Source organism: Gudongella sp. DL1XJH-153, from assembly GCF_049310905.1.
Classification (GTDB): Bacteria; Bacillota; Clostridia; order Tissierellales; family Tissierellaceae; genus Gudongella.
The window spans coordinates 39,066-58,326 of the sequence record NZ_JBMEMN010000011.1 but is presented as its reverse complement, the minus strand read 5'-3'; the positions used below and the strand labels follow the sequence as shown (position 1 = coordinate 58,326).

At 40.0% G+C, this 19,261-nt stretch carries 17 protein-coding genes; all 17 read right to left on the bottom strand.

All coding sequences use genetic code 11. The annotated features are described in order from the left end of the window. Positions 1–5: 5 nt before the first annotated feature. The gene (locus tag ACOEN1_RS06170) at positions 6–1,550 is read right to left on the bottom strand and encodes an acyl-CoA carboxylase subunit beta (protein WP_422485668.1); all 1,545 of its coding nucleotides are present in this window, start codon (positions 1,548–1,550) and stop codon (positions 6–8) included. A 19-nt stretch (positions 1,551–1,569) separates the two neighbouring features. Continuing rightward, a complete protein-coding gene (gene mce / locus ACOEN1_RS06165) occupies positions 1,570–1,971 on the bottom strand; it encodes a methylmalonyl-CoA epimerase (RefSeq protein WP_422485667.1) in 402 nt (133 codons plus the stop codon). An 18-nt stretch (positions 1,972–1,989) separates the two neighbouring features. Then, positions 1,990–2,925: a methylmalonyl Co-A mutase-associated GTPase MeaB gene (gene meaB, locus ACOEN1_RS06160; RefSeq protein ID WP_422485666.1), complete on the bottom strand. Its 936-nt coding sequence runs from the start codon at positions 2,923–2,925 to the stop codon at positions 1,990–1,992. Between the two features lie 15 nt (positions 2,926–2,940). Beyond that, positions 2,941–3,336 (bottom strand): cobalamin B12-binding domain-containing protein, encoded by a 396-nt coding sequence (locus tag ACOEN1_RS06155; protein WP_422485664.1) that lies wholly within the window; start codon positions 3,334–3,336, stop codon positions 2,941–2,943. Positions 3,337–3,354: 18 nt separating this feature from the next. Continuing rightward, positions 3,355–5,031, bottom strand: coding sequence for an acyl-CoA mutase large subunit family protein (locus ACOEN1_RS06150; RefSeq protein ID WP_422485661.1), 1,677 nt, complete (start codon positions 5,029–5,031; stop codon positions 3,355–3,357). Positions 5,032–5,223: 192 nt separating this feature from the next. After that, a complete protein-coding gene (locus ACOEN1_RS06145) occupies positions 5,224–6,033 on the bottom strand; it encodes a 3-keto-5-aminohexanoate cleavage protein (protein WP_422485659.1) in 810 nt (269 codons plus the stop codon). Between the two features lie 97 nt (positions 6,034–6,130). Continuing rightward, positions 6,131–7,948 (bottom strand): ATP-dependent zinc metalloprotease FtsH, encoded by a 1,818-nt coding sequence (ftsH, locus tag ACOEN1_RS06140; protein WP_422485657.1) that lies wholly within the window; start codon positions 7,946–7,948, stop codon positions 6,131–6,133. 79 nt (positions 7,949–8,027) lie between these two features. Further along, entirely contained in the window at positions 8,028–8,564 is a 537-nt protein-coding gene (gene hpt / locus ACOEN1_RS06135; RefSeq protein ID WP_422485655.1) for a hypoxanthine phosphoribosyltransferase, read from the bottom strand. A 16-nt stretch (positions 8,565–8,580) separates the two neighbouring features. After that, positions 8,581–9,969: a tRNA lysidine(34) synthetase TilS gene (tilS, locus tag ACOEN1_RS06130; RefSeq protein ID WP_422485653.1), complete on the bottom strand. Its 1,389-nt coding sequence runs from the start codon at positions 9,967–9,969 to the stop codon at positions 8,581–8,583. A 77-nt stretch (positions 9,970–10,046) separates the two neighbouring features. Continuing rightward, on the bottom strand, positions 10,047–10,463 hold the full coding sequence (locus tag ACOEN1_RS06125; RefSeq protein WP_422485680.1) for a S1 RNA-binding domain-containing protein: 417 nt from the start codon (positions 10,461–10,463) through the stop codon (positions 10,047–10,049). A 68-nt stretch (positions 10,464–10,531) separates the two neighbouring features. Beyond that, positions 10,532–10,864, bottom strand: coding sequence for an FtsB family cell division protein (locus tag ACOEN1_RS06120; protein ID WP_422485652.1), 333 nt, complete (start codon positions 10,862–10,864; stop codon positions 10,532–10,534). 83 nt (positions 10,865–10,947) lie between these two features. Next, positions 10,948–11,190: an RNA-binding S4 domain-containing protein gene (locus ACOEN1_RS06115; RefSeq protein WP_422485651.1), complete on the bottom strand. Its 243-nt coding sequence runs from the start codon at positions 11,188–11,190 to the stop codon at positions 10,948–10,950. A gap of 55 nt (positions 11,191–11,245) precedes the next feature. Then, on the bottom strand, positions 11,246–11,542 hold the full coding sequence (locus ACOEN1_RS06110; RefSeq protein WP_409228001.1) for an HU family DNA-binding protein: 297 nt from the start codon (positions 11,540–11,542) through the stop codon (positions 11,246–11,248). A 46-nt stretch (positions 11,543–11,588) separates the two neighbouring features. Next, the gene (mazG, locus tag ACOEN1_RS06105; RefSeq protein ID WP_422485649.1) at positions 11,589–13,064 is read right to left on the bottom strand and encodes a nucleoside triphosphate pyrophosphohydrolase; all 1,476 of its coding nucleotides are present in this window, start codon (positions 13,062–13,064) and stop codon (positions 11,589–11,591) included. 12 nt (positions 13,065–13,076) lie between these two features. Then, positions 13,077–14,687, bottom strand: coding sequence for a putative polysaccharide biosynthesis protein (locus tag ACOEN1_RS06100; RefSeq protein WP_422485648.1), 1,611 nt, complete (start codon positions 14,685–14,687; stop codon positions 13,077–13,079). Positions 14,688–14,747: 60 nt separating this feature from the next. After that, entirely contained in the window at positions 14,748–15,665 is a 918-nt protein-coding gene (locus ACOEN1_RS06095) for a peptidylprolyl isomerase (RefSeq protein WP_422485647.1), read from the bottom strand. A gap of 44 nt (positions 15,666–15,709) precedes the next feature. Further along, positions 15,710–19,234 (bottom strand): transcription-repair coupling factor, encoded by a 3,525-nt coding sequence (mfd, locus tag ACOEN1_RS06090; protein ID WP_422485646.1) that lies wholly within the window; start codon positions 19,232–19,234, stop codon positions 15,710–15,712. Positions 19,235–19,261: the final 27 nt, after the last annotated feature.

Below are 19,261 nucleotides of genomic sequence, written 5' to 3'. Positions count from 1 at the left end.
CCTCCCTATACTGGCAGGTTGCCGTGTTTTTTACTTGGTCGGGTCTCTCTCTTAGTCTCTAACATATCAAATGCACTTATAAGTCTTGGTCTTGAGTGACTTGGCACTATTACATCATCAACAAATCCTCTTTGTGCTGCGATGTATGGATTTGCTACTGTGTCTCTGTACTCTTCAATTTTTTCTGCTCTTGTTGCCACTGGGTCATCTGATTCTGATATTTCATTCTTGAAAATTATGTTTGCAGCTCCGTCCGGTCCCATTACAGCTATCTCAGCATTTGGCCATGCAAACACCTGGTCTGCTCCAAGGTCTTTACTACACATTGCAAGATATGCTCCTCCGTAGGCTTTTCTAACTATCATTGTTACTTTTGGCACTGTTGCCTCTGAGTAAGCGTATAGCATCTTTGCTCCGTGTCTTATGATTCCACCATGTTCCTGTCCAACTCCTGGAAGGAATCCTGGTACATCTACTAGATTAAGTAAAGGTATGTTGAAGGCATCACAAGTTCTTATGAATCTTCCTGCTTTGTCTGATGCGTTTATATCCAGGCATCCTGCAAGAATCTTCGGCTGGTTTGCAACCACTCCTACAGTTTTTCCGTTTAGTCTGATATATCCTGTTATTATGTTCTGTGCATACAGTGGTTGCACCTCAAAGAAGTGGTTATCATCCGCTATCATTTCTATTACTTTTTTCATATCATAAGGCTTGTTTGGGTTTTGCGGTACTACTTCATTAAGCTCTTCATCCACTCTGTTTATGTCATCTACTACTTCATAAGCTGGTGGCTGCTCCATGTTGTTTGAAGGTAAGAAGCCCAACAACTCTATTATCTTATCCAGTGATTCCTGTTCTGTCTTGTCGATAAAGTGTGCGACTCCACTCTTCTTGTTGTGGGTATTTGCTCCTCCAAGAGCTTCCTGGCTTACTTCCTCTCCTGTTACTGACTTGATTACCTGAGGTCCTGTTATAAACATCATGCTTGTCTTGTCAGTCATAAAGATGAAGTCTGTTATGGCAGGTGAGTAAACCGCTCCTCCTGCACTTGGTCCCATTATTGCTGATATCTGTGGGATTACTCCTGAGGATATTGTGTTTCTGTAGAATATTTTTCCGTATCCTGACAGGGCGTCTACTCCCTCCTGGATTCTTGCTCCACCTGAGTCGTTGATTCCAACTATTGGCGCACCCATTTTAAGGGCCATATCCTGAACCTTATTTATCTTTGCTGCATGCATTTCTCCAAGTGATCCTCCGATTACTGTGAAATCCTGAGCATATACATAAACCAATCTTCCGTCTACTGTTCCGTAGCCTGTTACCACTCCATCTGCTTCGGCATGAACTTTTCCCATATTGAAGTTTGTTGCTCTGTGCTTAACAAATGCGTCCAGTTCAACAAAGCTTCCCTCATCAAATAGGTAGTTGATTCTTTCCCTTGCTGTCATTTTTCCTGAGCTGTGTTGCTTTTCTATTCTTTTTTCTCCGCCTCCAAGCTTGATTTTTCTTTTAGCTTCGAGAAGATCTTGAATCTTATCGCTCATTTTCATCCTCCTAATGTACTTAGTCTCTCTCGCTGATTTCTATAAGAACGCCAGATGTTGATTTTGGGTGAAGGAAAGCGATTCTCGCCCCACCTGCGCCGTATCTAGGCTTCTCATCGATTAGTCTTACACCCTTTTCCTGAAGATCCTTGATGGCTTCTTCAATGTTGTCTACCTTGAAAGCTATGTGTTGAACTCCTTCTCCACGCTTCTCAATAAACTTTGCTACCGGTCCATCCTCGGTCGTAGACTCCAAAAGCTCTACTTCTGAATCTCCTACTGGTAAAAATGCAACTCTAACTTTTTGTTCCTCAACTTCTTCCTTGCTTGTACATTTTATCCCCATTACATCTTCATAGAATTTCAATGTTTCGTCAAGGTTTTTTACAGCTATTCCAATGTGATCTATTTTAGTTACCACAGATTTTCCTCCTCACATCTACTCCCTGATTAGGGATATTATCTTTTCCTTGGCAGTGTATGGGTCCTGCTTTCTCTTTTCCACCTCATGAGAAAGTTCCTCTAAAAGATCCCCTTCAAGTGCCTTATCCATGATTAACTTCAGAAGCTCTTCCTCCACAAGCTGAACAATCTCAACCTTAAGATTTCTTCTTCTTCTTTCATGAAGCTTTCCTGTCTCCTTCAGATAGTTCTCATGGTTCATTATCTTTTGGAGCAAAACGTCGATATCTTCATTTTTAATAGCAGATACCTGCTCCACTGGTGCTCTGTAGTCACTTTTCTCATTCAGGTCCAAGTTCATCTCAATTTCCAGTTTTGTTTTGTCTGCACCATCCAAATCTGATTTGTTTATTGCAAATACATCTGCGATTTCCATTATTCCTGCCTTTATTGCCTGTATGTCATCTCCCATATTGGGGACCATTACCATAAGAACTGTGTCTGCCATCTTCACAATATCAATTTCCGATTGACCTACACCTACAGTTTCAATAAAAATATAGTCACAACCATATATATCCAATGCCTTTACAGCTCCCCAGGTTGCCTTTGAAATTCCACCCAGGTAACCTCTTGTGCCCATGCTTCTGATAAATACATCCTTATCGAGGGCAAGGTCTGACATCCTGATTCTATCTCCAAGAATTGCACCACCACTAAAGGGGCTTGTAGGATCAACTGCAAGTATCCCTATCTTTTTTCCTTGAGCTCTCAATTCTTTTGTCAGTCTGTCTGTAAGTGTCGATTTACCACTTCCCGGAGAACCGGTAACTCCAATTACATAGGCGTTACCGGTCTTGTGATATTGTCTCTTTATGATATTCACTGCCTGTTCATCATTGTTTTCGAGCAAGGATATCAGGCGTGCACAGGCTCTTTTATCACCTTTAAGAAGCCTTTCTTCAATATTCAATTAAAACACCACCTATTATTTCTTAACGTTTCCCTTAATGAACTCTATAACTTCCTTGGTTGGTGTTCCAGGTGTGAAAATCCCCTCGACTCCGGCTTCCTTTAATCCAGGTATGTCATCCTCTGGTATTACACCTCCGCCAAGTACCAAAACATCCTCAATTCCCTCTTCCTTTAGAAGTCTTACCACTTTAGGGAACAGATGGTTATGTGCACCTGATAGAATGCTCAATGCAACGACATCTACATCCTCCTGAACTGCAGCAGCTACTATCTGCTCTGGTGTTTGTCTTAAACCTGTATAAATTACTTCCATTCCTGCATCTCTAAGTGCTCTGGCTATAACTTTTGCTCCCCTGTCATGTCCATCCAATCCTGGCTTTGCCACAAGTACTCTAATGGGTTTATCCATTTGACTTCCTCCTCATAACTATAATATTACAGATTGCTCATACTCTCCGAAAACTTCTCTCAGAACTCCACAAACTTCTCCCAATGTTGCATATTCCTTAACTGCATCAATTATAAACGGCATAAGGTTCTCATCAGTTTCAGCCTTTGATTTCAAGATATCAAGAGTATTTTGAACCTTATCGTTGTCTCTGGTACTCTTAAGCCTTTCGATCTTCTTCTTTTGCATAAGCTCCACGTGTGGATCGACTTTAAGAAGTTCTTTCTTATCTGTTTCTTCGATTCTGAATTTGTTTACTCCTACAACAATTTTCTCAAGACTTTCAACCTGCATCTGATACTTGTACGCTGAGTTTTGAATCTCTTTTTGAATGAAACCCTTTTCAATTGCTTTCGGCGCTCCGCCAAGATTGTCTATCTTCTCAATGTAATCCATTGCTTCCTTTTCAATGTCATTGGTAAGACTCTCAATATAGTAGGATCCTGCCAATGGGTCGACTGTCTCTATAACTCCTGATTCATGTGCCACAATCTGCTGTGTTCTCAATGCAATTCTGACTGAGTCCTCTGTTGGAAGTGCAAGTGCCTCATCCCTTGAGTTTGTATGTAGTGACTGTGTTCCACCAAGTACCGCTGCCAATGTTTGTATTGCAACTCTTACAATGTTGTTGTCAGACTGTTGTGCAGTTAGTGTTGATCCTGCAGTCTGAGTGTGGAACTTAAGTTGGAGTGACTTTTCTTTTTTTGCTCCAAATCTCTCTTTCATGATTCTTGCCCAAAGTCTTCTTGCAGCTCTATACTTTGAAACTTCCTCAAGAAGATCGTTATGAGCATTAAAGAAGAATGACAATCTAGGTGCAAAATCATCTACGTCAAGTCCTGCTTTAATTGCTGCATCAACATATGCAATTCCATCTGCAAGTGTAAACGCTACTTCCTGAGCTGCTGTTGAACCAGCCTCTCTTATGTGATATCCACTTATGCTTATTGTATTCCACTGTGGAACTTCCTTTGAGCAATACTCAAAAATATTGGTTATCAGTCTCATTGATTCCTCAACCGGGAATATATAGGTTCCACGGGCAATGTACTCTTTCAAGATATCATTTTGTATGGTACCTCTTAGTTGTCCCGGAGATACTCCTTGCTTTTCGGCCACTGCAATGTACATAGCAAGTAAAACGCTTGCAGGGGCATTTATTGTCATTGATGTACTGACTTTGTCCAATGGTATTCCATCAAATAAAATTTCCATATCTTTAAGTGAATCTATTGCAACCCCGACTTTTCCTACTTCTCCCTCTGATAATACGTGGTCTGAGTCATAACCAATCTGTGTTGGCAGGTCAAAGGCAACACTCAGTCCTGTCTGACCTTGGTCAAGAAGATACTTGTATCTGTTGTTTGACTCTTCTGCACTTGCAAATCCTGCATACTGTCTCATTGTCCAAAATCTTCCCCTATACATCGTTGGTTGTACTCCTCTTGTATATGGGTACTCACCAGGGTAGCCAAGATCCTTTTCATAATCCAGTTCTGATGTGTCTAGTGGCGTGTAAAGCCTTTTAACTGTTTTGTCTGAACCAGTTGCAAAGGTTTCCTTCATTTCAGGATGTTTTTCAAGCTGCTTTGCGACTATTTCATCCCAGTCCTTGAAAGACGATTTAATTTGCTCTAGCTTTTTTTCATCGTACATCATTTTACCTCCTCATATTGGTACCTTCCATAACCCCTATTATATTAGAACTTATTGCATAATTGCAATATAATATTCAACAATTTTAAATTATGAATGTAAAATTGCAGAAAGCATAAGAATATAATACCACCAAAAAAGCATTTTGATATTATATTTTAGTATCAATTCTACTTTCTTTTTCAAAACACACTACAATTTTAAGATTTCTCTGGCTTCACTAGCCGTAGCAATTTCTCTCCCATATTCCTTTGATAATCTAACAACACGTTTTACTAAATCAGAATTTCTAGCAAGTACACCCTTACTATAATAAATATTATCTTCTAAGCCCACTCTTACATGACCACCTAAACATATACCTAAAAAAGATGTAAATATTTGATGTCTACCAACTCCTGAAATATTCCATTGTGAATCTTTTGGTATTAAACTAAGCAAATGACTTAATTGAGAAAACTTAGCATCCTGCGCACCCTTCAATCCCATGATGAAGTTGAAATACAAAGGTTCCTTTATGATGCCTTCCTCACATAATTCCAATGCCGGTTTTATCATACTAGTATCAAAAATTTCTATCTCAGGTTTTATATTTCTCTCTGCCATCATTATGGCAAGTTCTCTTACCAATATTGGAGAGTTTTCATAAACCATATTTGGAAAATTAACGGACCCTGTAGTTAGGCTTGCCATTTCAGGATTAGCAAATAACCCTCTATTCCTACTCTCAAACCCCAACCCTGCTCTGCCACCTGTCGATATCTGGACTATCATTTCTGGCACTTTATTTTTTACTTTTTCATGAATCTCTTCAAACAAAGCTACGTCATGAGTATTATCTCCTGATGGAGTTCTTGCGTGAACATGTAAAACGGTTGCTCCAGCCTCATAACATTCTAATGCATCCTGTGCTATTTCATCAGGAGTTATGGGTACATAAGGTGTTTCTTTTTTAGTAGGTAAAGAGCCCACGGATGCCACTGTAATAATTAATTTTTCCAAAATTATTCACCTTCCACATTTGAATTTATTTTTATATTTATCAATTATTATATGTCAAGACATGGGAAAAGCAGGCCCCCAATAAAGGGGTCCTGCGTTAATTTCCTTGGAAAAGTTCTTCAAACTCTTTTGCATCTATTGTCTCTTTCTCGAGCAATGCTTCCGCAATTCTATGAAGTGTTTCCATATTATCTTTTAACAGTGATTCGGCTCTATGGTAAGCAGTATCAATTATTTTTCTCATCTCCTTGTCTATAGCTGCAGCTACATCCTCGCTATAGTTCCTGGATCGATTCAGGTCTCTACCTACAAATACCTCTTCTTCATCTGTTCCGTATGTCATTGGTCCAAGCACGTCACTCATACCATAGTGTGTGACCATTGATCTTGCAAGCTTAGTCGCTCTTTCGATGTCATTTTGAGCTCCAGTACTTATATCCTCCAGGACAAGAGCTTCTGTAACCCTTCCTCCCAGCAACATTACAAGCCTATCTTCCATTTGCCTCTTTGTGAGGTAATTTCTGTCTTCCTCAGGAATATATGCTGTGAAGCCACCTGCCATTCCCCTTGGTATTATTGTAACAAGGTGAACAGGGTCAGTTCCAGGCATTAGTCTTGCTGTAAGTGCATGCCCTGCTTCGTGGAAGGCTGTCAACCTTTTCTCGTGAGGACTGATTACCTTGCTTTTCTTCTCAGGACCCGCTTGTACCTTTATTGATGCTTCCTCTACCAAATGCATCGGTATTTTCTTGAGGTTGAATCTTGCTGTCAGAAGTGCTGCCTCATTTACAAGATTCTCAAGATCAGCTGGTGTAAATCCTGGAGTCCTTTTAGCAATAACTCTTAGATCTACATCATCTTCAAGAGGTTTTTTCCTTGTGTGTACTTTCAGTATTGCTTCTCTTCCTTTTATATCAGGAAGTCCTACATATATTGTTCTGTCAAATCTTCCCGGTCTCAGAAGTGCAGGGTCAAGGATGTCTGCTCTGTTTGTTGCAGCCATTACTATTATCCCTTCATTCTTCGCAAATCCATCCATCTCAACAAGCAGCTGATTCAGTGTCTGCTCTCTTTCATCGTGTCCTCCACCAAGTCCAGCGCCTCTTCTTCTTCCAACCGCATCGATTTCGTCTATGAAAACTATACATGGTGAATTTTTCTTGGCTTGCTCAAACAGGTCTCTTACACGACTGGCTCCGACTCCAACAAACATTTCCACGAAATCAGATCCTGATATTGTGAAAAACGGTACCCCTGCTTCTCCGGCAACTGCCTTACTCAGGTAGGTCTTACCTGTTCCAGGAGGTCCAACCATAAGTACTCCTGTTGGTATTCTTGCACCTATATCAATATATTTTTTTGGTCCGCTTAGAAAATCTACGATTTCCTGCAGTTCTTCCTTTTCTTCCTCGAGACCTGCAACTTCATCAAAGGATACAAGCTTTCCTTCTTCAATCTTAACAAGCTTGGCCTTGCTCTTTCCAAACTGCATGACTTTTCCGCCACCGCCGCCACCTTGGGATTGTTGCATAAATACAAACCAAAAAACTCCAAAGACAACCAAAATCATTAGTGTGGGCAGCATGTTTATATACCAGGGCGTTTCAGGTACCTGCTCTGCAGCGTACACCAGCTCACCGCTGTCAACAAGTTCCTTCATATAGTCATGGTAGAATGTCAGTCTAGCCTCTTCAGGCAATATTCCAGAGAATTTTCTTCCATCCTCCAGCTCTCCTTCGACTGTATTTCCAATTGATGTAATTCTAGTTATGCTTCCATCGTTTATGTTAGACACCAACTCTGTAAAGTCCAGTTCTGTTACCTGTTCTACTTCTGTTCCGAACATCCTTACGCTAAACATTATAAGTAAAACTATTAAAAGGTATATGCTGATGCCCTTAAAAAATCGTTTCAATACTAGTCCTCCCTCCATCTCTTCCAGTGGATGATATTTATTGATTATAACACAGCCTAAGCTGGTTATCAATTAGTGGTTATTCGTATATTTCTTCCTTCAATGCTCCTACAAAAGGATAATTTCTATATTTCTCATTGTAGTCCAACCCATATCCTACCACAAACTCATCTGGAATTTCAAATCCAAGATAATCTATGTCTACACCTACTGTTCTTCGTCCCGGTTTATCAAGAAGCGTGCAGATTTTAACACTATCTGCTCCCCTCTTACCCAATATGTCTTTAAGGTAATTAAGGGTTAATCCGGTATCAATAATATCCTCGACGATAAGTATATCCTTGCCTTCCACACTATAATCAAGGTCTTTCAGTATTCTCACTTCACCAGTAGAAACACTTGATTTACCATAACTCGAAACCGCCATGAAATCAAGCATCACTGGAAATTCAAGTCTTTTTACAAGATCGGACAGGAATATAACAGCTCCTTTAAGAATACCTACAACCAATAAATTCTTACCTCTATAATCTTCAGAAATTTCCTCTGCAAGCTTTCCAACTCTCTCACTGATCTCTTCTTCTGTCAGAAGAACTTCCTTAATTGGATTATTCAAATCATTTTCCTCCCAGTCAATTCTTTTCCTCTTCAATCGTCTTGATTGTTATCTTTAAAATACTCCTTGTATTTGAATCCACTCTGTAATCCCTGCTTATTGCATTCCCAGGTATCCAGATTATACCCTTTTTGTCTCCAATTATTGGGATATTGTTCCTTTCTTCTCTAGGAATTTTATTATCGATGAAAATGTCTTTTACTTTTTTTGTTCCTTCCATTCCCAGTGGTTTGATTCTGTCACCATCTTCTCTTGGCCGAATAAAAATATTCCCCTGTACCTTATCCCTGTCAATATGTAAATTTGAGAATTCACCCTTATCTGAAATCAAGTCTGCTTCTTGCAGAGAAACTATCAGCTTCCAGCCAGGCAATCTATTTTCTCCGATTTCCAGAATGGTCTTGTCCATCTTTTGGCTTTGAGCTTTCCCAATCCTAATTATGAGGTCATCATAGGATACAATTGCTGAAGCATCTCTGCCTAAATCTACAGACTTTCCTGTTACTCCTGACCTGAAAAGATCAATTGCATTTTGAATATGTATCTCTCCAAATCCCTCCAGATTACCCAATAGATTCAATAATGCTTTCCTAATGATTCTTCTGGCTGTACCTTCATCTTGCTCCATGAATGCTTCGCCTTTAAAGATTATACTATTGTTTGTTCTTTTTTTCACTATTAAATTGTACTTTTTTTCCATCTCCTGGTCCAGAACACCCAAATCTGACTGGGCGATTTCTGAAAGTCTGTAGAGAGAGTCAACTATATTGGGGTTGAAATTATCCCTTAGATATGGAATAAGCTCGAGTCTAATTTTGTTTCTCGTATATACTGTCTGAAGGTTTGTATGGTCTTCAACAGTCTTAATACCCTTCTCTTCTATAAAGCTCTCTATATCATCTCTTCCTATATTGAGAAGAGGTCTTATCACATCTCCATTTATCATGGTCATAGCTCTGAGTCCATCCAAACCAGTCCCTCTTATTATCCGATGAAGTACTGTTTCAGCCTGGTCGTTCTTATTATGTGCAATGGCTATTCTTCCACCGCCATTTTCTTTAAGAATCTTTCTAAAGAAATCGTATCTCAACAAACGTCCCGCCTCTTCAGATGTCATCTTATGTTCCTTGCCGTAAGCAACCATATCGACATCTGTCGTGTAATAATCAAGACCCAGTCCATTTGATATTGCCTGGACAAAATCCTGGTCCCTTTTTGCGAATTCACCCCTTACTCCGTGATTCACATGTGCAACCAAAATCCTAATCCCATATTCTTGTCTTAGTTCATAGAGACTATACAGCATAGCCATTGAATCCGGTCCTCCGGATATGGCTGCAAGTACCGTTTCGGTATCTTCCAGCAATTTATATTTTTCTATATTATTCTTTACTCTATTGATCATATTATCACCTAATAACCCATGACTCCTATTTACTTCAGTATTAAAAACAGAAAAAACCGGAAAACCCGGTTTTTTTATTAATCGTCGTTACTGGCTTTTTTACCTTTAACGCCATAGCTTTTTCTGCCATCTTTGGTTTTAATCTGATCCATCTTTTCACTGCTGTCTTTCAAGTAGCTGTTCAACATATCTTCAAAAGACATGTTTTTTTGCCTGTCATCTTGTTTAGCCCAATCTATCTCTACTGGCTTACTAGTTTTAGGCTTTGCTTGTCTTACAGAAAGACTAATTTTCCCATCCGAGGAAATTGATAAAACCTTAACTTTAATTTTTTCATCCTTCTTTAAGTAATCAGATACTTTTTCTACATAATCGTGGGATACTTCTGAAATATGTACCAGTCCACTTTTTCCTCCTGGCAATGAAACAAACGCACCAAAATTAGTAATACCTGTTACTGTACCCTCAACGATTTCTCCAACTGAAACGGACATAGACAAATTACTCCTCCTTAAAAATATTGGTATAGGTCAAGTATATAGTACTAGATGACCCCTGTCAATCAGTTATCATTCTTAAAAACATCCAGTGTATCATTTCGTTTATTACTCTTGTCAATATAGATGATTTCACGTGGTTTTACCATCCCCAAATCATCTCTTGCAACCTTTTCGATAAACTCAAGGGTACCGCTTTTCCCAATTTCATCATTGAGTATGTTGATGTCCCTTTCAAGGCTTGTAATTTCTGATTCCACTGATGCTCTTCGCTCCTGCAAGTTACTCATAAGTTTTCTTTGGTGATTCATAACAAAGCCCACGTAAACAACAAGAAGAATCAACAGAACGTGAATAATTCTTATTCCTTTTCTCTTTCTCGTTTTTTTATCGGACATAAGCATCACCATCCTCTTTTTAAGAGCTCCTCATACAATTTTATTATCTCACTAATCGGAAATTATTTCAAGCTTCATTTGGATTAGTCCAGAGATTTGTAAAGCTCATGTGCTTCATCCTTCTTTGCGTTATCTTTTAGATCGACAACTTCAATCTTCATCTGTCCACTTCCAAAGCTTAGAGTTATCTTGTCACCTATGCTTACATTATCTCCAGCCTTTGCCACTTTGTCATTTATGGTCACTTTTCCTTGGTCACAGGCTTCCTTTGCAACAGTTCTTCTCTTGATTATCCTTGCTGTCTTGAGAAACTTGTCCAATCTCATGCAATTCCCTCCTCCAACAAAAAAAATCAGGTCAAAGACCTGATTTCCTGTTTTTTTATTTCTTCTTGCCTTTTTTTACGTTTACGCTTTCTTTAAGTGCTTTACCCGCTTTAAATACAGGTGCCTTTGATGCTGGAATTTTAATGACTTCTTCAGGATTTCTTGGGTTTCTACCTTCTCTAGCTTTTCTTTCTCTAACCTCGAAAGTTCCGAATCCTACCAGTTGTACTTTATTACCTGCTGCCAATGATTCCTCTACTGATCCCATGAATGCGTTTAGTGCTGCTTCTGCATCCTTTTTAGTAAGATTGCTCTTTTCCGCGATGCTTGCAATAAGTTCTGCTTTGTTCATTAATAATTCCTCCTTGTTTTTTATTTTCTAGAAATACTAACCATAATCAGTCCTGGTTATCTCCATTTTCCTGGAGCTTCACCCTATCCCAGAGGCTATCTAGTTCCTCCAGAGTCATTTCTTCCATAACTATACCCATTCCATCAGCCATGTATTCCATTTCCTCTAATCTTTTTGTGAACTTTTCAATGGTTCTGCCCAATGCTACCTCGGGATTGACCTCTAGAAATCTGGATAGGTTTACAGCAGCAAACAGCAAATCTCCAATTTCACTTTCTACAACCAAGCTTCCTGAACCGTGAGTCGAAGCGGCTTCCAAGACTTCTTTCAGCTCTTCGCTTACCTTGTCTGCAGGCCCTTCGATCATGTCCCAGTCAAACCCGACTTCAGCTGCTTTCTCCTGGACCTTATTGCTTCTAAGGAGAGCTGGCAACCTTGGAACATTTCTCAATTTCTCTGAAAGCCTAGTAATATTCCTGTTTGCATACTTTATCTTATTCCAATTATATACTACTTCATCGGAATTATCTACATTTTTTTCAAAAAAAACGTGTGGATGCCTAGTAATTAACTTGTTTGCGAGAGAACTTGTCACCTGAACTGGGTTAAAATCACCATTTTCATGTCCGATTTGTGCGTGAAAGACCACCTGAAGCAGTAAATCACCTAATTCTTCCACAACATGATCAGGATCATCCTCCTCAATTGCCTCTACCAATTCATATGCTTCCTCCAGAACTGCTCCCCTTATGCTAAAATGGTCCTGTTCACGATCCCAGGGGCATCCATCTTCTGCTCGAAGCTTTTTCATAATAGCCTGAATATCGTTGAAGTCATAAATTCTTTGAACATTTTTATCTACCTTGGGCACAAAAAGACTTGTAAGTGAACCAATGTTATCTGACCTGTCAATCTCATGCAAGGGTATTCTCTCGATTACTTCCCTGTCTCCCATGCCACCGTTGTGTATAAGGGTAACATCATAATCAGGAGGAAAGATGTCCATTAGAACCAGCTTGGTTTCCGACATGACTCTTGCATTATAAACCTGAGTAAATATCTGGTGTGAATTTATGTCCACCTTGGCTGCTTCCAGTCCTATTGCATCAATAACCTTAAGGCCATCTACCGGGTCTGCCTTGACAGTTTCAAGAACTGGTTCAATAAAGCTCATCCCAGATACAATCTGCACCTGGCATACGCTTTGGCTTAGAAGCATTTTGACTGTATTCTCCGCAACCATTGGATTCCCCGGAACAAAATAATTGATTTCACCCTGGATTTTTACAGCAGCAAGAAGCTTAGAGACTATTTGTTCATAAACCTTCTCAAAGCTTTCTTCATTGTCATAGATATGGTCAAAAGCAGTATACTCGATCCCTTTTTCCTTCATATACTCAACAGCAGGATGTCGCTCTGTTCTAATATAATTGGGTTTGCCGCCTTCCATTCTCCTTATGGCTCCAAGGGTCAGATCGTCAATGTTCCCGGGTCCAAGACCTACCACAAATATTTTACTCATAATTATTCTCCTTTAAGACCATTTATCAAATCTCTTAACTATCTTTCTGAACTTGTCACCTTTTGGCATAAGATCAAGATCCTCGTCCGTAAGTGTTCCTGTCACAAGCAACAAGACCCCATATGCAACAACTCCAAGAAGTACGGCTACAAGTGTCGCCGGTCTTCCACCAATTGGTCCGGCAAGGACCACGTAAGAAGCTCTTGCAATAATTCCCATTCCTACAGCTGAAATTAGAGGTTTCAGAAGTATTGCACCCAGATTCAGCTTGGCTTTGGCAACAGTTATTACATACCATAGATTTAAGCTAGATGCTATTGCATAGGCTACCACGGTACTTATTGCAGCACCTTTTACATTGATGGCTGGAATTCCTGTCAATACATAGGTTAGCACTATCTTTGCCAATGCTCCGATAAACAAGTTCCTTACAGGTATAAAGGGTTTCCCCAGTCCCTGAAGTATGGCAGTAAGTGCCTGAACCATGGTCAGGAATATTACTCCCAGGGACAAGTATGCCAGAATATCTCCAACGCTTGCTATTGCTTCCGGTGGGTTGTTGTAGTATAAAAGTGCCACAATTGGTGTTGAAAGAACAAAGAGACCGATTGCTGAAGGCAAGCCAATCAGAAGAGTCATCCTTATTCCACTTGATATAAGGTTACTTGTTTCTTTTTCCGAGTTTCTGGCGCTGGCACTGGATATTGCTGGTACAAGACTCATGGAAATTGCAATTGAAAACACTTGCGGCAGGTTAACAAGAGTCTGTGCCATACCTTTTAATTCTCCGTACAATGCATTTGCCTCAGCCGCCGTATAGTTGATGGACTGCAATCTTCTTAAAACCAATGCCGCATCGATTGTGTCCATTATGGGTGCTATGGTTGCTCCGATGGTTATGGGAACAGCTATCAGCAGCAGATCCTTGATTATCTGCTTTCCCGGATACTCCCTTACAATCGTACTCTGTGCAATCTCATCCATTATGGATGATCTTCTCTTCATATAGATGTATGCAACTACTGCAAGACCCATTAATGCTCCCATGGATCCTCCAAAGGAAGCTCCCCCTGCTGCTATTGGAATTCCCTTGTCCAGGAGAAGATAAGTAAGACCAAGTCCTGTGATTACTCTAAACAGCTGCTCGGTTATCTGTGAAAGCGCCGTGGGGAGCATACTTTGACTTCCCTGGAAAAACCCCCGGAAAGCTGCCATGATTGGCACGAAAAAAAGTGCTGGAACCAAGGCGATAAGTGCATAGTAAGCGTTGACATTCCCAAGATAGTTTACAATTGCGTTGGCTGAAAAAGCCAAGATAGAAGCCGTCAAGGCTCCAAGTACCACCAGTCCCACAAGAGCTGTCTTGAATATCTTGTGAGCACCTGCATAGTCTCCCTGCGCCCTTTTTTCGGATACGAGCTTTGCTATTGCAACTGGAAATCCTGCAGTTGAAAGCGTAAAGAGAAGCACATAGAAGGGATATGCAGTCTGATAATATCCCAATCCTTCTGATTTAATTATATTGGATAGGGGAATCCTGTAGATGGCTCCCAGAATCTTTACAAGCACCCCTGCCATTCCCAATATTGCCGCCCCTCTTAAAAAGCTGTGTCCTTTAGACATTCCTATTGTCCTCCTATGTCTTTTCCTGAGTAAGGGATTGTAACTACAATCCCCTATTTATTAATCAAGATAATTCTCTATTGTAGCCTCTTCTCTAAGAGACTGAACATATTCAAAGTATTCCTGTTCTTCGATTAATGCTACTATCTTAGCCTCTAGGTCTTCAAAACTTTCCTTTTTATCCTGAACCTTGATTATATGGTACCCGACCTCGGTCTTCACCACATTGCTTATTTCGCCTTCCTCCAATTGGAATGCTACATCTTCGAATTCTGGAATCATCTGACCTTTTCCAAAGTACCCAAGATTTCCTCCGTTTACTGCAGAGACGCTATCCATTGATTTAGCAGTTGCAACCTGGGCAAAGTCTTCACCTGAATCTAATCTATCCATCACACTAAGTGCTTCTTCTTCACTTCCAAGAAGTATGTGACTGGCATTTATTTCTACAATGTCTTCACCGTTTGTTTCATAGTACTCCATTGCTTCTTCTTCACTTACAGTTAATCCACCGATAAAATCTTCTTTATTCTTCTGTCCTTGCAATTCTTTTCTCATGTTATCAACAAAATATTCCTCTGAGAGATTGTTCGACTGCAGGAACTGCTGGTAGCTTTCCTCTCCTCCAATTGATTCCTTGTAGTCATCTATATATTCCTGGATTTCTTCTTCTGATACCTCTATTCCCTTTTCTTCATTGTCAGCCTGGATCAGTCTCTCCATGATCAATTTCTCCAGAATGCTTTCCTCCAGACTCTCGCCCATTGTTTTTCCGTCTATTCCTTCCTGTTCAAGAGCTCCTTCTCCCAGTTGTCTTTCGTAGAGATCCTTGTATACTTGAAAGTCCTTGTCAAACTCTTCCTGGGTTATCGGTTGTCCATCCACTTCAGCTACAAGCCCTTGAGTATCTGTCGAGCATCCTGAAAGCACTGCTGAAGCTATCATAATTATAATAATAAGTTTCAAAGCCTTATTCATTTTAAAATTAACATCCTCTCTGTAATTTGGTAGATTATTTCACTCTATACACTATTACCCAGTTGAGCAAAATTGTCAATGGCCTCAAGAAATTCCTTCAGCCTGTTAATTACATCTCCCTTTATCTCAAGGTTTAAACTTGGCTGATTTGAAAGATCAAAGGAAACTGCAGATCCATATTTCTCTGTTAGCATCTGTATCAGATCCAGCTTTATATGGTCTACATTTTCATAGTCAATTCTGACCTTCTTGTTAATCTGTATTATATTTGTTATATGGTTTCTGCTTCCGATTCCCCTGATGTAGGATATGTTCATTAGATTTTCAACTGGTTTTGGAAGATCTCCAAATCTGTCTATCAGCTCATCAATAAGCTCTCTATAGTCATCCATGGACTCGATTGTTGAAATCCTCTTGTAGATTTCAAGCTTCTGTTCTTCATCTGGAATATAATCACCTGAGATATATCCATCCACCTGTATATCAACAGTTGTATCGAGTTTTTCCTCAACCTTGTCTCCCTTTAGCTTTCTAACCGCCTGCCCAAGATATTTTACATAAAGGTCATATCCAATGGATTCAATGTTGCCATGCTGTTCAACTCCCAGAAGATTACCTGCACCTCTTATTTCAAGGTCTCTCATGGCGATTTTAAACCCTGATCCAAACTCAGTAAACTCTTTTATAGCTCTTAATCTCTTTTCGGCAACCTCTGAAAGCACCTTGTCCTTTTGATATACAAAGTATGAAAATGCAAGTCTGTTTGATCTTCCGACCCTTCCCCTTAACTGATACAGCTGGGATAACCCGAACTTATCTGCGTCGTGAATTATAATTGTATTCACATTTGGTATATCCAGTCCGGTTTCTATTATTGTGGTACAAACAAGAACACTGGTTTCCTTATTCATAAAGTCCATCATTACCTGCTCCAACTCACGTTCTGCCATTTGACCGTGGGCGATTGCAAATTCAGCTTCCGGAACTAGTTCCCTAAGCTCTATTGCTACCTTATCAATAGTCTCCACCCTGTTATATACATAATAAACCTGTCCACCTCTTGAAATCTCCCGTTGAATGGCATCCTTAATCAGAGTCTTGTTGTACTCTGTAACATATGTCTGAATTGGATATCTTTCCTCTGGTGGCTCCTCGATTACAGACATATCTCTTATGCCAACAAGCGACATGTGAAGAGTTCTCGGTATGGGGGTTGCCGTCAGGGTAAGTACATCAACATTTTCCTTTAATTTCTTCAACTTTTCCTTGTGCTTGACTCCAAATCTCTGCTCTTCATCCACTATCAGCAATCCAAGATCTTTAAATACAACATCCTTTGAAAGAAGTCTGTGTGTTCCAATCACTATATCCATCATGCCTTTTCTAAGCATCTCAATTGAAGCCTGCTGTTCTTTTCTTGATCTGAATCTACTAAGCATCGCTACTGTTACGGGAAAGTTCCCAAGCCTCTCGACGATGGTATTGTAATGCTGCTGGGCAAGTATTGTTGTCGGTACAAGGATTGCAACCTGCTTACTATCCATTACTGCCTTGAATGCAGCTCTTAAAGCAACCTCTGTCTTTCCATATCCAACATCACCACAAAGAAGTCTGTCCATTGGCTTTTTCGTTTCCATGTCTTCTTTGATGTCCTTAATGGATGTTTGTTGTCCCTGGGTTTCTTCATAGGGGAAGAAGTCTTCGAACTCTCTTTGCCATGTTGTATCACTTGAAAATTGATATCCTTCTACCTTCTCTCGTTTTGCGTAAAGCTCCAGAAGATCTATTGCCATTTCTTCAATTGCCTTCTTGGTCCTGGTCTTTGTCTTGGACCACTCGGACCCACTTAACCTGTTAACTTTTGGCTTAATGGAATCTGATCCAATATACTTCTGTATCATGGTCATCTGCTCTATTGGAAGATACAATCTGTCCTTTCCCTTATACTGAATCATTAGATAATCTTTTTTTACACCCTGTACTGCCAGCTGCGATACACCAAGGTATTGTCCAATACCGTAATTCTCGTGCACAATATAGTCACCTTCATTAAGGTCTGAGAATTGCAGCTTTTCACCACTGTCCTTGAGTCTCTTGGACTTCTTTCTGGTCTTTTTCTTTCCTGCACCGTAAATCTCCTTGTCAGTTATTACTGCAAGCTTCATCTCTTCGTACTCAAATCCTGCCTTTAGGGAGCCTTCTGCAATAAACACCTGACCGCTTTGGATTGTTTTTTCCCTGGAACCATAAAACTCGGAGACAATCCCAATATCCATCAGTGTCTCCTTTAGTCTCTTTCCTCTGTCCGAAGTCCCTGCCAAAACAATAATCTTGTATCCCTTATACAAGTATCTGTCCAGATCTTCTTTAAGAATCTCCAGTTTTCCATGATATACAGGTATTGTCCTCATGGTGAAACGTACTATTGCCTTAGGCGAAAAATCGTTGTCCTGCTTTAAAAATGATGCGCTTGTAACAACTATCTTCTTCTTTAATTCAGCTATTAATTCCTCGTAATCATATTTTAGCCCAAGATGCGATTTCAGAACTTCTCCCACCTGCAATAGGTCAATGGTTCTTCCATTAAATTCTCCTGTCATGTCTTCGTACTTTTCTCTTAATCTTTTTGGCTCATCAAGTATTATTAAAGACGACTCCTGAAAAAAGTCTACTACGGTACCCATAAGTCCTTCTGGAATGTACGGAATAAGCAGGTCCTTATTTGTAATATGTGATCCTTCTTCCAAGGCATCAATATATTTTCCGAATTTATCACTTGCTTTGTCTTTTGCGTCTCCTGCTTCTGTTTTTGCTTTGAATTCTTCGAGTTCTTTTCCCAGCCTTCCTGCAATTTCCATTCTTCCACTTGCTGGAATTATTACTTCTGAAACCGGAAAGATGTCTACTTCATCTATTACATCAACAGACCTCTGGTCCCTCCAATCAAAGGTTCTGATTGAGTCAACTTCGGTGTCAAAGAATTCAACTCTCACAGGATGCTCCACATTGGGCGGAAATACATCCAGAATTCCACCACGTATGCTGAATTGGCCAGTTTGCTCCACAAGGCTTACCCTTTCATAACCTGCACCAACAAGTCCTGATGTCAGCTCCACTAGACTTGCCTCTTTTCCCAACTGGATATTCAAGCTGAAACTCTGGAAGGATTCTCTGGATATTATATGATCTGACAAAGCTTCTATCGATGCAATTACAAGCATACTCTTATTTTCCATAAGACACGACAAAACTTCGAGGCGTTGATGTGTCCTTTCGGAACTGAAAGCATCTACATCATATAGTATTGTGTCCTTTGCGGGATATAGTCTTATCTTCTGCTCAGGAAGGATTGTCCTTATATCATCATAAATTTGTCTGGCTTTTGTCTCATTATGGGTCAAAAGAAGAATTTGCCTTTCCGTATGGACCTTTAATCCACACAGAAAATGCCCCAGATTCTCTTCCATCAGTCCATGGGTCGAGAGTGGGGATGTTCCACTTTCAATATCCTGCAGCAATTTTTTATATGGTTTTAGATTTAACAGTGGATCAATAAGAAAATCCTTCATTTCAACCCTCCCAAAGGTTTAAGCCCA